Annotated in this window: 13 protein-coding genes; 5 read left to right on the top strand and 8 right to left on the bottom strand. The window is 68.3% G+C overall.

The window, feature by feature from the left end; translation table 11 throughout:
* Window positions 1-12: 12 nt before the first annotated feature.
* Window positions 13-2,091, bottom strand: a complete 2,079-nt coding sequence (locus ACIBHX_RS47275; RefSeq protein WP_397074954.1) for an alpha-galactosidase — start codon at window positions 2,089-2,091, stop codon at window positions 13-15.
* Entirely contained in the window at window positions 2,088-3,674 is a 1,587-nt protein-coding gene (locus ACIBHX_RS47270) for a glycoside hydrolase family 13 protein (protein ID WP_397074952.1), read from the bottom strand. Before ACIBHX_RS47270 ends, ACIBHX_RS47275 begins: the two co-directional genes overlap by 4 nt.
* Before the next feature lie 345 nt (window positions 3,675-4,019).
* On the opposite strand from ACIBHX_RS47270, the gene ACIBHX_RS47265 reads away from it, so the two are divergent.
* The gene (locus tag ACIBHX_RS47265) at window positions 4,020-4,241 is read left to right on the top strand and encodes an agmatine deiminase family protein (protein ID WP_397074950.1); all 222 of its coding nucleotides are present in this window, start codon (window positions 4,020-4,022) and stop codon (window positions 4,239-4,241) included.
* A 32-nt stretch (window positions 4,242-4,273) separates the two neighbouring features.
* Window positions 4,274-5,635: an NAD-dependent succinate-semialdehyde dehydrogenase gene (locus tag ACIBHX_RS47260; protein ID WP_397074948.1), complete on the top strand. Its 1,362-nt coding sequence runs from the start codon at window positions 4,274-4,276 to the stop codon at window positions 5,633-5,635.
* A gap of 166 nt (window positions 5,636-5,801) precedes the next feature.
* Here the strand turns inward: ACIBHX_RS47260 and ACIBHX_RS47255 are convergent, their stop codons facing one another.
* The 5 genes from ACIBHX_RS47255 to ACIBHX_RS47235 all read right to left on the bottom strand — a co-directional run bounded on the left by ACIBHX_RS47255 (window position 5,802) and on the right by ACIBHX_RS47235 (window position 9,771).
* A complete protein-coding gene (locus ACIBHX_RS47255) occupies window positions 5,802-6,263 on the bottom strand; it encodes a DUF6221 family protein (protein WP_397074947.1) in 462 nt (153 codons plus the stop codon).
* 127 nt (window positions 6,264-6,390) lie between these two features.
* The gene (locus ACIBHX_RS47250; protein WP_397074946.1) at window positions 6,391-7,770 is read right to left on the bottom strand and encodes a UDP-glucose dehydrogenase family protein; all 1,380 of its coding nucleotides are present in this window, start codon (window positions 7,768-7,770) and stop codon (window positions 6,391-6,393) included.
* Window positions 7,771-7,820: 50 nt separating this feature from the next.
* On the bottom strand, window positions 7,821-7,994 hold the full coding sequence (locus ACIBHX_RS47245; protein ID WP_397074945.1) for a hypothetical protein: 174 nt from the start codon (window positions 7,992-7,994) through the stop codon (window positions 7,821-7,823).
* A gap of 82 nt (window positions 7,995-8,076) precedes the next feature.
* Entirely contained in the window at window positions 8,077-9,189 is a 1,113-nt protein-coding gene (locus ACIBHX_RS47240; RefSeq protein ID WP_397074944.1) for an ABC transporter substrate-binding protein, read from the bottom strand.
* Window positions 9,190-9,387: 198 nt separating this feature from the next.
* Window positions 9,388-9,771, bottom strand: coding sequence for a nuclear transport factor 2 family protein (locus ACIBHX_RS47235; protein ID WP_397074942.1), 384 nt, complete (start codon window positions 9,769-9,771; stop codon window positions 9,388-9,390).
* 102 nt (window positions 9,772-9,873) lie between these two features.
* On the opposite strand from ACIBHX_RS47235, the gene ACIBHX_RS47230 reads away from it, so the two are divergent.
* Window positions 9,874-10,650 (top strand): helix-turn-helix domain-containing protein, encoded by a 777-nt coding sequence (locus ACIBHX_RS47230; protein ID WP_397074941.1) that lies wholly within the window; start codon window positions 9,874-9,876, stop codon window positions 10,648-10,650.
* Window positions 10,651-10,745: 95 nt separating this feature from the next.
* Here ACIBHX_RS47230 and ACIBHX_RS47225 read toward each other — a convergent pair whose 3' ends face one another.
* Window positions 10,746-11,501 carry a GntR family transcriptional regulator gene (locus ACIBHX_RS47225; RefSeq protein WP_397074939.1) on the bottom strand — a complete coding sequence of 252 codons (756 nt, stop codon included), beginning with the start codon at window positions 11,499-11,501 and terminating at the stop codon, window positions 10,746-10,748.
* A gap of 179 nt (window positions 11,502-11,680) precedes the next feature.
* On the opposite strand from ACIBHX_RS47225, the gene ACIBHX_RS47220 reads away from it, so the two are divergent.
* Window positions 11,681-12,919 (top strand): amidohydrolase, encoded by a 1,239-nt coding sequence (locus ACIBHX_RS47220; protein ID WP_397074937.1) that lies wholly within the window; start codon window positions 11,681-11,683, stop codon window positions 12,917-12,919.
* Window positions 12,920-13,050: 131 nt separating this feature from the next.
* Window positions 13,051-14,493: an ABC transporter substrate-binding protein gene (locus ACIBHX_RS47215; RefSeq protein WP_397074936.1), complete on the top strand. Its 1,443-nt coding sequence runs from the start codon at window positions 13,051-13,053 to the stop codon at window positions 14,491-14,493.
* Window positions 14,494-14,517 lie beyond the last annotated feature (24 nt).

The raw sequence follows: 14,517 nt of genomic DNA, 5'->3' as shown, positions 1-14,517 counted from the left end.
GGCGACCTCTGTTCAGTCGACGCGGGTGAGATGGACGAACTCGCTGGTGCCGTCGAAGGGCATCAGCCCCGCGCCGATGCCGTGCGCGAGCAGGACCGCGCCGTGGTGGACGTCCCCCGTCGCCTGGTCGCGATACCGTCCCGCCGGGTCGAGCCCGGTGAGCCTGAGCGGCGCGCGCGTCCGGCCGAGCGCGCTCGGCAGATACATGAGGACGACGATCTCGCGACCGTCGGTGGAGACGTATTGCGTCGCCTCGGGTCCCAGCCGATACTGCGCACCACCATGGATCACCGGCCGGGCCTGCTTGTACTGCTCGACGAACGCGGCCGCCCAGGTCAGGTCGTCCTCGCTCCACGCCCGCAGGTCTCCGCCGACGCCGAGGGCGCCGGCCATGGAGACGTGGAAGCGGTAGCGGATCCAATGGCTGCGGGCCGTCACCGAGTTGGGGCTGTCGGTGACCCAGGCGCCCATCGTGCAGGCCGGGTAGATCTGGCCGTAGCCATGCTGGATGGCGACCCGCTCGGCGGCGTCGGTGTTGTCGGAGGTCCACATCTGGTCGACCCGGGCCAGCATGCCGAGGTCGACCCGGCCGCCGCCGCCCGCGCATCCTTCGATGAACAGGCCGGGATGGTCGGCGCGGAGCCGATCGATGATCGCGTAGACGTTCCTGACGTGGTCGATCCAGAGCCGATCGGGATCATCGTGTCCCGGCCAACCGGCCTCGCTGAAGGACCGGTTCATGTCCCACTTCAGGAAGGAGATCTCGTTCTCGCCGACCAGTGCGTCCAGCCAGGCGTGGGTCCACTCGGCCACATCGCGCCGGGCCAGGTTGAGGACCAGCTGGTTGCGGCTCTCCGTACGGCGACGCCCCGGCGTGTGCAGCACCCAGTCCGGGTGCCGTCGGTAGAGATCGCTGTCCGGGTTGACGGCCTCGGGCTCGACCCAGATCCCGAAGTCCATGCCGAGCCCGCGTACCTCGTCGATCAGCGGCCCGAGCCCCTTGGGGAACCTGCCGGGGTTGGGCCACCAGTCGCCGAGACCGGCCGCGTCGTGGGTGCGGGTGCCGAACCAGGCGTCGTCCATGACGAACGTCTCGATCCCGAGCCGGGCGGCGCGGCCCGCGAGGTCGAGCTGGAGCGCCTCGTCGTAGTCGAACTCGGTGGCCTCCCAGGCGTTGTAGACGACCGGCCTGACTCGGTCCGGGGCCGGCAGCACGTGCTTGCGGACATGGTCGTGCCAGCCGCGGCTGGTGGCGCCGAACCCGCCCGCGCTGTAGAGGCCGGCGAAGGCCGGGGTCTCGAGCACGTCACCGGGGGCCAGCCGCCAGGTCAGGCCCTCGTGGCCGAACCCGCCCGACCATCCGGCCCAGCCCCTCTGGTCGCGGAACGCGGTGATCCGCCAGCTGCCGCTCCAGGCCAGCGCGGCGCTCCACACCTCGCCGTGCTCCTCGGTGGCCTCCCCCGCGTCGACCATCAGCCAGGGGTTGCTCGCGTGCCCGGTGATGCCGGCCCTGCTGGTGAGCGTGGTTTCGCCGCGGGCGAGTTCGCCTCGCTGGAGCTGGAACTCCTTGCCCCACTCGCCGACGACGTGGCTCAGCCGGTAGCCGGGGCGGGGCGGGAGGGTCCAAGCGGCCGAGTCCAGGCGGAGGATCTCGATCGACGGGCCCTGTCCGGTGTGGCGCAGGGTGACGTGCCGTTCGATCGCGTCGGAGTCTTCCCGGACCCGGTAGTGAAGGGTGATCTCCAGCGGGTACCGCCGATCGGTGAAGACGATCTCCAGGCGGCCGTCGTCGATCCGCTGATTCAGCAAGCGCCACTCCACGCCACGGGTGGCATCGCCGTACCGGACGATCAGGGACGGCACGCCGTACCGCAGACCGCCCTCGACGGCGAGCTCCTCACCACCGGGGTCGGATTCGGTGTCGGCGAGTGTGGCGCGGACCTCGGCGAGTTGCCTGGCCTGGTCGAGGGTGAGGCGGGCGCCCCAATGGACGTGCCGGGGCGCGTCGTCCTCATCCAGACGCAGGACGTAGGAGGTCGCGGGGGTGCGCAGCAGCCACAACCGGTCGCGGGCGTCGAAGACGATGCTCATCGGCTCACCCAGACGGCCGTGTCGGCGGGTAGGAGGTCACCCTCGAGGGGGCCGCTGGCCAGCAGTACCCCGGTGTGCGCGGGCAGCGCCACTGCCTCCTGCCCCAGGTTCGCCACAAGCGCGAAGCCGGGCCCTCTGGTGAACGCCAGCGTGCCCTCCCCCGCGTCGAAGAAGGCCAGATCGGGTGCCGAGCCGAAGTGCGCGCGGCGCAGCCGGACGGCGGTGCGGTAGAGGTTCAGCATCGAGCCGGGGTCGGCGCTCTGCGCCGCCACGGTCTGTCTGGCCCAGTCGCCGGGCTGGGGCAGCCAGGTCCGCACGGGGTGATCGGCGAAGCCGTACGGCGGGGCGTCACCGCTCCATGGCAAGGGCACCCGGCAGCCGTCGCGGCCGAAGATCGCGCCTCCTGTCCTGGTGAAGATCGGGTCCTCGCGCCGCTCAGCGGGGATGTCCAGGACCTCGTGCAGGCCGAGCTCCTGCCCTTGGTAGACATAGGCGGAGCCGGGCAGCGCGAGCTGGATCAGCGCCGCCGCGCGCGCCCTGCGTAAGCCGCGCGTGCGGTCGATGTCGATCTCACCGCGCAGCGCCTCCTCGGTCGGATTGCGGATGATCGACTGGTCGACGCCGAGCCTGGTCGCCAGCCGGGGAGCGTCGTGGTTCTCCAGCACCCACGGCGCGGTGATCGGCATGCTCGCGGTGATCGCGACGGACGACTCGATCGCCGCTCGCCAGTCCGTCGCCGACCACGGCGTGCTCATCAGCGTGAAGTTGAAGACCTGCTGGAGCTGTCCGTCGCCGAGGTAGGGCGCCATGATCTCGGGGTTGTCCGACCAGTGCTCGAGGATGGCGACGCGGTCACCGTACGAATCGAGGATCTTGCGCCAGCGGCGGTGCTCGGCCAGGGTCTCCGGCTGGTGAAGGTACGGCGAGGGCTCAGCGTCGGGCGGCGTGCCCGGCGGCAGGTCGGGCAGCGCGGCGTCCTTGAACATCGCCCCGGCGACGTCGACCCGGAACCCCGCGACACCGCGATCCAGCCAGAAGCGGAGCACGTCCTCGAACAGCGCCGGCACGTCAGGGTGCCGCCAGTTCCAGTCGGGCTGGGAGGAGTCGAACAGGTGCAGGTACCACTGCCCGTCCTCGACCTGGGTCCAGGCCGGACCGCCGAACATGGACTGCCAGTTGTTCGGCTCGTCACGGAAGATGAAGCGCTCGCGTGCCGGGCTGCCGGGCTCCGCCGCGAGCGCCTGCTTGAACCACGGGTGCTCGGCCGAGCAGTGGTTCGGCACGATGTCGACGATGACCCGGATGCCGTGCTCGGCCGCGTCGGCGACCAGCGCGTCGAAGTCGCCCAGGGTGCCGAAGCGGGGGTCCACGTCGCAGAAGTCGGCTACGTCGTACCCGCCGTCGGCCATCGGCGACGGATAGAACGGCGTGAGCCAGACGGCGTCCACCCCGAGCTCCACCAGGTACGGCAGGCGGGCCCGGATCCCCGCGAGGTCCCCTTGGCCGTTGGCGTCGGCGTCGGCGAAGCTGCGCGGATAGATCTGGTAGACCACCGCGTCCCGCCACCACTCCTGGTGTGACATCGCATCAACTCCACTATGAGCACCAAGCAGACATGAGTTAGGCTCAGATTAGGGATATTCGATCGTTCACACTAGACCCGAAATCGCCGCGATCACCTACGCCGGCCGCCGGTTGGAGACCCTCGCAGTGTGATCCGAACAAATGCCGTCGTCGGCGAGGGCAACGGTGGTCGATGCCGGCCAACGAAGGGTGGACGGCGAGGGCACCGTACTGGTGACCACCACGATCCAGCTGGACCCAGACCCCGTCGCCCGGCACCCTCCCGGTGCACTCGCAGAGGGACCCGCGACACCCGGACTTCAAGGTCACCAAGGTGCTCAAGTCATACTTGGAGGCGACACACGATGCGAAGGGCCGCAACTGGGACATCATCGACCTGCCGGCTCCTTCCGTTCTCGAGAACGGTCACGGATTCGTTGACGACAGCTACACCCGCGGAGGCGCGAGAGATCCTCGCCACCGTCTGTCCAGGACGCCGGGTGGTGACCGTCGATGCCGTACCGATCTCCGCTCGCGGTGGAGGGGTTCACTGCATCACCCAGCAGCAGCCGTCCGTCCCCAGCTAGTTCGCTCAACCACGCAAGACAGGAGTACGACGATGAAGACCGGTCCCGCCTACCAAGTGACCGACCCGGCGACGGGCGAGGTCGTCGAGACGTTCGAGACAGCGACCGACGCAGACGTCGAGGCCGCGCTGACGGCCGCCGCTGCGGCGTACACGAGGTGGAAGGACGTCTCGATCACCCAACGCGCCGAGATCGTCAGCAGGGTCGCGGCGCTGTTCGCCGAGCGCGCGGATGAGCTCGCGGCGATCGCGACCCAGGAGATGGGCAAGCCGACCGCGGAGGCGGTGGAGGAGGCCGAGTTCTGCCAGGCGATCTTCGACTACTTCGCGACCGAGGGCCCGACGCTCGCCGCGGACCAGCCGATCAAGACGTTCTCAGGCGGAAAGGCGGTTGTGCAGAAGCTGCCGGTCGGCCCGCTGCTCGGGATCATGCCGTGGAACTTCCCCTTCTACCAGATCGCCCGTTTCGCGGCGCCCAACCTGATGCTGGGCAACACGATCATCCTCAAGCACGCCGAGTCGGTGCCGAGGTCGGCGCTCGCGGTCGAGCAGATCATGAAGGACGCCGGCGTGCCCGAGGGGGCGTACATCAACCTGTTCGCGACCCACGAGCAGATCGCGACGATCATCGCCGACCCGCGGGTGCAGGGCGTCTCGCTGACCGGGTCGGAGCGGGCAGGTGCGGTCGTCGCGTCGCTCGCGGGGAAGAACCTGAAGAAGTGCGTGCTCGAGCTGGGAGGCTCGGACCCCTACCTGATCCTCGACAGCAACGACGTCGCGGCGTCGGCGGAGACGGCGTGGGGCTTCCGCATGTACAACATGGGCCAGGCCTGCAACTCCAACAAGCGCATGATCGTGATGCACGACATCTTCGATGACTTCGTCTCCGAGCTCACCCAGAAGGCACTCGCGATGGAGCCGGGGTCATTCGCCCCGATGTCATCCCGGGCGGCCGCGGAGTCGATCGCAGCCCAGGTCGACGACGCCGTCAGCAAGGGAGCGACACTGCACGCCGGCGGTGTGCTCGCTGACGGCCCGGCGGCGTACTACTCCCCTGCTGTCCTCACGGGTGTCACCCCGGACATGCGGGCCTACAGCGAAGAGCTCTTCGGGCCGGTCGCCGTGGTCTACAAGGTCGGCAGCGACCAGGAGGCCCTGGAGCTGGCGAACAACACGCAGTACGGACTGGGTGGCTCGGTGTTCAGCACCGACGTGGACCGAGCCACATCTGTGGCCTCACTGCTCGAGAGCGGGATGTCGAACGTGAACGTCCCTGCCGGTGAAGGGGCAGAGATTCCGTTCGGCGGGGTGAAGCGCTCCGGTTTCGGCCGCGAGCTGGGTCCCCTTGGCATGGACGAGTTCGTGAACAAGCGGATGTTCTTCGTCGCAGACTGACAGCAACGCGACAAGCGACGCCGTGGACGCGGTGGCGCCCGCTTCCTGTGTGGTCGCGGGTGTCATCACCTCCACTCGTCGGGGCGGCTTCTGGGTCGACCACCGAAGTGCGACGGCCCCGCCTCTTTCGGCCTGAACCCTCGACTGCCTTCCAGGTCGAGGAGGATCAGGGACGCCAATCCTCCCGGTACTCCTCATGGCCGGCGTACGGCAGCGCGAGGTCGGCCAGTTCTGGGCAGAGCGCTCCGGGCGGGGTGCGCCATGTGCCGTCGAGTCGTGCACCGCAGCCTGAGCATTCGTCTGTCGCCGTCGATCCGGGGTGGCGGGCCAGGGTGCGCCGCTTCGCTTCGACTTCGCGCAGTGCGCGGGCCGGGTCGTGGCGGGCGATGTGCTCGGCGTCTCTGGCGGATTGCGCGTGGCCGGCCTCGCCTGTAATGCAGACGGCTCCGCGGAGGTCTGAAAGACCTCCGTAGCCGACGAACTCCTGGCCGTTGGTCATAGTGACGAAGTCGTCGCCGTCGTACCACTCCTTGCCAGGGTCGTACGACCACGGGCCAGGCGTTGCCGCCCTGGCGGTCTGCTCGTCCTCGTCAAGCCGCGCAGTCAGAAACAAGCTCAGGTCATGCATGAGGCACATCCTCGGGTCTCGCCGTAATGCAAGCCGGCTGACGGCAAGGCCCCATCAGGGTTGGGCATGTGATCCTCCGATGGAATTACCACGAATCCATACCCAGCCGGGCATGGGCGGCCGAGCATCAGGGCCGGCCGACGCTGAGGTAGCGGTAACCAGCGGCCCGCATCGTCGCCGGATCCAGCAGATTCCGGCCGTCGAACAGCACCGGCCGGCGCATCACCGCCACCGCCTGCGTCCAATCGACTTCGGTGAGTTGTGGCCACTCGGTGACGATGATCGCCGCGTCCGTGCCCTCGAGCGCCTGCTCCACGCTCGTGTGGCGGGTCGTCGACGTCCATGGCTCGGCCGCGGCTGGGCGGGCCATCGGATCCCAGCAGCGCACCTCGGCCCCCTCGGCGAGCAGCCGGGCCGCCAGGACGGTGCTGGGCGCCTCGCGCATGTCGTCCGTCCCCGGCTTGAACGTCAAGCCGAGCAGCGCCACCCGCGCACCCGCCAGCGTGCCGAGCTCGTCCTTGAGCTTTTGGATGGCCTGCCGCTTCTGCAGGTTGTTGACCTCGATCACCGCCGACAGCAGCTGCAGGTGGTAGCCGGTGTTGTTGGCCAGCTGCCGTAGCGCCTCGCTGTCCTTGGGAAAGCACGAGCCGCCCCAGCCGATGCCGGGCCGCAGGAAGTGCGGCCCCAGGCGATGATCCAGTCCGACGGCGTGAGCCACCTCCTCGACGTCGGCTCCGGTCTTCTCACACAAGGTGGCGATCTCATTGATAAAGCTGATCTTGGTGGCGAGCAGCGCGTTCGCCGCGAGCTTCACCATCTCCGCCGAGCGCACGCTCATCACCACGACCGGCCCGTCCACGCCCTGATGCAGCTCGGTGAGCAGGCGGGCGGTCGCCTCGTCGGACGCCCCGATGACGATGCGGTCGGGACGCATGAAGTCGTCGACCGCGCGGCCCTCGGCGGTGAACTCCGGATTCGCGGCATAGCCGACGTGGCCGAGCCCGGCGGCGTCCAGCGCGGCTCGCACCCGGCTGCCGGTGCCCACCGGCACGGTGGATTTGACCACCACGGCCCGCAGATGAGCGGCGTCCTTCAGCGACGTCACCACCGACCAGACCCGTGACAGGTCCGCATCACCGGAAGCCGACGGCGGCGTGTCCACGCAGACGTAGGCGATCTCGGCACCGGTGACGGCCTCATCCAGGTCCAGGGTGAAGCTCAGCCGTTCCTTGTTCCGGGCGATCATGTCGCCCAGACCCGGCTCGTAGATCGGCACGTCGCCGGCCCGCAACAGCCTGATCTTCTCCGGGTCGATGTCCCGGACCACCACCCGGTGGCCGAGGTCGGCGAGACAGGCACCGGTCACCAGACCGATGTATCCCGCCCCGAACACAGCAACACTCCGGTAGTGCGGCTTTCCCACCATGCGGCAGACCGTCTCCTTTCTCCGCAACGCGTGGCCGAGCAGGTCGAGCTGCCCGGGACCTGCGTGCCGGTGTCCCTTCACAAGGAGGTCCCACCCTAGGTCGGTGAAGTGATGGACATCAACGCAGCGCCCTAGGCCTGGGGGTTGGGCGGCGTTCCCATGCCGGCGATGAACAGGTCTGTGATTCTGGAGATCGCGGCGCCGACCCGCTCGTCCGTCCACAGTTCAGGGTCCTCGCTGCTGGCGAAGTAGAACCCCCGGAGCAGCAGGTAGAGCACGTCGGCCGTGAAGTCGGCGTCCGGCACGCCCGGTCGCCCTTGTGTTAACGCGTAGACAGGTAGACAGCCTCAAGTTCGGACAGATCTGGACAGTCGGACTTCGGTGCTCTCAGCTGGCGTGGAGGATCCGAAAGCGATCGGGTTGTGCCGGATCTCGATCAACGACTTGGACTGGCGCCCAAGCCCATTGCCAAACGCTGATGTCTGGCGTGCGGGAGAACTGGATCTGCCCGCGGGTGCCTTCGACTGCGACGCGCGGCCAGGATTCGGCAATGCGCGCCCGGTCCGTGCCGTGAGAACGCAGCACGTCGGCGAGGACGGCGACCGTGTCGTAGCCCTCGAAGGCGACGAAGGAGGGCGCTGCAGCTAGCCGCTCGCGGAGGGCCGTCTCGACTCGTGCACCGAGTGGGCTGAGGCGCTCGGGCAGGTAGCGCAAGAACGGGATCGCGGCGCTGTCGTCGCCCAGCAACCTCGCCCATTCGGCGAACTCCGGTTGCCCGGCCGGAGCACCAATCATGATCTCGGCGAGGCGCTGGTCGCGGCGGACAGACTTGACGATCGACACTGCCGGTTCCGGATGGCCGACCAGAAGAAGGAGGGCTGTCGCGCGATTGTCGACGAGTTCGTCGCACACGGCCGTGGTGGCGAGCGCGCTCATGTCGAGTTCGATGACGGTGCCGCCGCGTGGAGCGAGGTAGTCCCGCAGGATGCGGGCCCCAGATGCCCAGTAGACACTCGACTGGGCTGCTACGGCGATTCGACTGTGGCCCGCGCTGAGGAGGAAATCCGCGTAGATCTGCCAGCCGTGGGACTGCGCCGGGGCGACGCGCGCCACCCACTCCGTCGGCTGTTCGGTGAGCGCGTCGAGAACCGCTGACGAGCAGAGGAACGGCAGGCCGAGGGCGTCGGCCCTGGCGGCAGCGGCGCGAGCGACGACGCTGTGATACTCCCCCGCCAAGGCAGCGACGCCCAGGTGAGCCAATTCATCTACGGCTGCCGCGGCCCTCTGTGGATCAGCCGCGGTGTCCCGGACCACCAGTTCGAGTGGTCTTCCGACGATCCCGCCAGCGTCATTGACTTCGCGAACGGCCAGTTCGAGTCCAGCGAGCAAGTGCTGGCCTGCCTCGACCCAGCCAGGCCGAGTAAGCGGAACGAGAGCGCCGATCCGGACGGATGATCCGTCAGCCCGCTCCGCCCCAGGTGGCGATGGTGGCGTATTCATGCGTTGGCGTCTCCCCTGCGACGATTCGGTGGCAGTTTGCCCGGATCGCAGGGTATTGCCCACCAGCAGCGACGCCTCTAGTCGCCCCCACCGGCCGTTCGCCAGATCACCACGCCCCCCGGACCACGACCTTGATCCATTTTCGCAACAGACCAGGTGCTCATCACCGTGGCTCTCGGGTCGTGGCCAGGTCAGTGATCAGCGGTTCTCCCACCACGCCAGATTGGCGGCCGCCTGGGCCACCGGCTCGATGATCTCCCATGCCTCGGCGATCAGCCCGTCGTCGAGCCGCCAGATGTCGACGACCGCGATCCCCGGCTCGGCACCGGGAAGCCAGCGCCGCGAATACATCATGACGTGATCGCCGTCGGCCAGCACATGCTGGATCTCGACCTGCATGCCGGCGAGCGGGATGAGCGCGGCGCGTACGGCGGCGAGCCATTCCGCCTTGGTCGAGGAGGTCGAATCCGGCCGGTGATGGACGAAGTCGTCGCTCAGCAACGGCGCGAGCGCATCGACGTCCCCCGTCGCGACCAGCGCCGTCAGCGCCCGCTGGACGATGCTCTTGTTGTCTGTGGTCATGTTCTGTGTAGTCACAGGCAGCAGTTTTCCTGCCGTCGCGACGGCTGTCGATGAACTCGCATTTCATGGCGCCCCGCTCCTGGCGGAGTAGCATCGGCGGCCATGTACACGGTCGGGGAACTATTGCGGCAGTGGCGGCATCGCCGGCGACTCAGCCAACTCGATCTTGCGATCGCCGCCGACGTCTCAGCTCGTCACGTCAGCCTGGTGGAGACCGGGAAGTCCAACCCGAGCGCCGACATGATCCTCCGGCTCGCCGATCCGCTCGATGTGCCGTTGCGTGAGCGCAACCGGCTGCTGCTCACCGCCGGCTTCGCACCCCGCTACGCCGAGCGGCCGCTCGACGGGGACGCGCTGCCGGCAGCCTGGGACGCGGTCGCAAGGGTGCTGCGCGCACACGAGCCGTACCCGGCGCTGGTCATCGATCGACGGTGGAACATCGTGATGACCAATCGCGCCATCGACCCGTTCCTCGCAGACGTGGCTCCCGACCTGCTCCGGCCACCGATCAACATGGTGCGGCTGGGACTGGACCCGCGTGGGCTCGCTCCTCACATCGTCAACCTGGTCGAGGTGCGTTCGCTGCTCCGTACCCGGATCATGCGTCAGCTTGCCACGGCTCCCGACCCCGAGCTCACCGCGCTCTACGAGGAACTACTGGCACCCGACTCCGAGCCCGCGAGCCACCCGATCGAGTCCGAGATCGCAATCCCGATGATCTTTCGCTTCGGCGGACGAGAAGTGCGGCTGTTCTCCACCACCACCACGTTCGGCACCCCGATGGACATCACCCTGGACGAGATCTCGATCGAGTCGTACTACCCGACGGACGCGGAGAGCGCCGCCTACTTCACCGAATCCGACGCCGAGGCTCGCTGATCAATGAGGGGGCGGAGCAACTGTCAGGACGGGTTGCTCTGAGCTGGTCTGGCGATAGCTCGAACGGCACGACAGAGCCTGAGGATCAGGTAGACCTATGGCGTGCGCCTGATCATATGACGGGCGCCCATGGGCTGGGGTGCCTGCGCCTCGTCGAGGAGTGACTGCACGACCGGGAGGGTGTCGCGCCGGCTGTGCTCCACATGGGCGAAGGCCAGTGCGGCGGCCAGCTCCGCCTGGCCGGACGAGATCGCCCGGTAGAGCTCGGCGTGCTCGTGGTGGAAGTTGACCTGGTCGCTCTCGGGCACGATGTAGAAGAGCCGGTTCACGCGCCCGAGGATCGGCGCCATAAGGTCTTGCAGCAGCTGGTTGGCTGAGAGCGTCAGGATCGCGGCGTGGAAGCGCGAGTTGGTGGCTGACAGCAGCGCGCCGTCGTTGGCTGCGACGGCGCTCTCCGCCTCGTCGAGGATTTCCCGGAGAACCTCGGCGGACGCGCCGAGCCCGCACTGCTCGGCCGCGAGCCGGGTGGCGAGCACCTCGAGCGAGCAGCGCACATCGTAGAGCTCGTTCACATCTCGCACCGTCAGCGAGGCGACCACCGCGCCGCGCCGGGGCAGGCTGCGGATGAACCCCTCGCTCTCCAGCCGCGGGAACGCCTCACGGATCGGGATGCGGGAGATGCCGAGCTCTTCGGCCACCGTCCGCTCGCGGATGCGCTCGCCCGGTTTGTAGGTGCCGTCGATGATCCGCTCGCGCACCCACTCGTATGCCAGCTGGTCGAGGGAGAGCCCGGGTGTCTCTACCGGTTCCCCCTCGGCCGGGAGCGGCCGGTCTTGCTCTGGAATGGACACCCTCAACCTCCGTGCTCTGGCGATTCATTCTAGGCGTGATCGAACCTCGCCCGCCCAGTCCCGTTTCGGCGTGATTTCCATTTTGGTATACAACAACGGCGTAACGGGCCTCAGGAACCGTGACAAACGGGATCCTGTCTGCGACTGTGTATGCCAACAGCGGAGCTGAGAGGATCGATGTGAGTCAAACGACCCTTCGAAACGGGCGCCTTCGAGACGGCGGCCTCGTCGACATCGAGATCGCGGACACGGTCATCCGGGAGATCCGGCCGGTCGGCTCCCACCCTGTTGCCGGACCGTTTGAAGACCTCGCGGGGCGTCTTGTCCTTCCGCCGCTCGTCAACGGTCACGCCCACCTCGACAAGACCTTCTTCGGCGGGGAATGGCAGCCGCACGTTCCCGGTGGCAGCATCCGGGAGCGCATCGAGCTCGAGAAGGCGCGTCGCACCGCGCTCGACCGCACCGCCGACGAGCGCGCGTTCAGCCTCGCCCGCACGATGGTCGAGTTCGGAACCGGGACATTGCGTGCCCACGTCGACATCGACCCGGACGTCGGGCTCGGCGGGCTGGAGCGGACGCTGCGGCTTCGCGAGACGTTCGCCGGCCACCTGAACGTGCAGATCGTCGCCTTCCCGCAGAGCGGGATCGTCTCGGCGCCCGGAGTGGCGGACCTGCTCGAGGAGGCGCTGCGCCTCGGCGCGGACGTCGTCGGCGGGCTGGACCCCTCTTCCCTTGACGGCGACCTCGACGGCCACCTCGACGCGGTCTTCGAGCTGGCGGCCCGCCACGGCGCCGGAGTCGACATCCACCTGCACGAGGACGGGCCTGCGGCGCTGGCCGAGTACCGGGCGATCGCAGAGCGCGTCGCCGCGTACGGCATGCAGGGCGCCGTGGCGCTCAGCCACGCCTACGGGCTGGGCCTGCTGGGCGAGCGCGACTTCGACGAGATCGCCGGCGTGCTCGCCGAGCGGCAAATCTCGATCATGACCAACGGGCCCGCCGGCCCCGTCCCGCCCGTGCTCGCGCTCGTGCGACGCGGCGTCAACGTCTTCTCGGGAACCGACAACATCCGCGACAGCTGGTGGCCGTTCGGCTCCGGGGACCCCCTGGACCTGGCGCGAACCGTCGCGTACCGGAACAGCCTGTTCACGGACGACAGCCTCGACCTCGCCCTCGGCTTCGTGACCGACCGCGCGGCGGCCGCCCTCGGCGTGCGGGGCTACGGCCTGCGCGCCGGCGGTCCTGCCGACCTCGTGGTGGTCGACGCCCGCGGTGCGGCGGAGGCCGTCGCCGCCCCGCCCGCGGCGCGCGACGTGCTCCGCGCCGGCCGGTGGATCTCGCGGCGCTCTCTCACCACCCGATCGGACGTTCCCCGGTCGGCCGTCGAACCCTCCACCCCATCCCCCCAGCACATCTGAGAGAGGAACCCGACATGAAAGGTCGCGCTGCGAAGCGAGCCGTTCTCGCGGTCCTTTGCGTAACGACGGCGTCGTGCGGGCTGTCCGCACCCTCGGCGAACAGCGGCACCGCAACGAAGGCGGAGACCATCGTGGCCGCCGGCCAAGCCTCGCTCGAAACCCTCGATCCCCTGCAGTCGTCGAACGCCGACAACGACATCTTCATCGACGCGTTCTACGACCGTCTGATCGGATTCGACGCCGAGTCGAAGATGATCCCCAAGCTGGCCACCTCCTGGGAGTTCAACTCCGACGCGACAGCCGTGACCCTCACTCTCCGCGACGACGTGGTCTTCCACTCAGGGAACAAGTTCACCGCCGAGGACGTGACGTACACCCTGGACCGGGCGAAGCAGATCGCCTCCGGGAGCGACGCTTTCATCCCTTCGTACGCTTCCTCGAAGGTCATCGACGACACCCACGTCACCATCACGTTCACCCGGCCGAGCGTGAGCTTCCTCGCGGGTCTCAGCTACCTCTACATCGTCGACTCCAAGGTCGTGCGGAGCAACGAGGGCGCCGACCACGCCCAGCAGTGGCTGGCGACGCACGACGCGGGGTCCGGCCCGTACGTGTTGAACGGATACAAGGCGAACCAGGAGGTGAACCTCTCCCGGTTCGGCAAGTACTGGGCGATGGACAACCGCCGCCCGCAGAACGTCGTGCTCCGCATGATCAACGAGAGCAGCCTGCTCAGAGACGAGCTCCTCACCGGGAACGTCGATCTCGGGTGGGGCCTCGCACCCCTCGACGTCAAGCAGCTCAACGGCAAGGGCGGCTTGGAAGGCTACTCGATGCCCTCGACGCGCGTGACCCTGGGCCTGATGAACACGCAGGGCAAGATCACAGGCAACCCGCGCGTGCGGGAGGCGATCCAGCTCGCCTATGACTACGAGGGCCACATCAAGACCGCGCTGCAGGGCTCCGGCGAGATCGCCCAGAGCGTCATCCCCCGTGGCATGGACTGCGTTTACGACGGCCCCAAGCCCGCACGCGACGTGGCCAAGGCGAAGCAGCTCCTCAGCGAGGCGGGAGCAGCCGGAGCGACGGTGACGATCGCCTACGACCCGGCGGTCCCGGAGTTCAAGCTCGCCGGGACACTCCTGGAGAACAGCCTTCGCGAGATCGGTCTCGTGGTGAAGGTCAAGACGGCGACCTTCCCCCAGTATCTGCAGCTGATTTCCACCGCGGCGACGACCCCGGACATCTCGATCGCGTGGGATTTCGCGCCGTACCCTGACGCCGGCGCCGTCCTGGACCGTACCTGGAACTCCAAGGCGATCGGCCAGACGAACGGCGCGCGGTACGACAACCAGCAGGTCGACAACCTCCTCGCGGCAGCGTCCACCGCCAAGGACCCGGCAGCGGCCTGCAAGGCCTACGTAAGCGTGCAGAAGCAGATCGTGGACGACCACGCCGCGCTGTACATCGCCTGGCCGACGGTGAACGGCGCCAGGAACGGCAAGGTGGCGAAGATCCCGTACACGCCCACGAGTCCAACCTTCGACGTCAGCCAGTTGATGCTGGCGAAGTAACCGGACGGCCGCTGATGTTCGTCT

Origin of the sequence: Nonomuraea sp. NPDC050536 (assembly GCF_044457685.1) — a bacterium.
Lineage (GTDB): Bacteria > Actinomycetota > Actinomycetes > Streptosporangiales > Streptosporangiaceae > Nonomuraea.
Note: the sequence above shows the minus strand (reverse complement) of the source record. Positions and strands in the feature narration are given on the sequence as shown.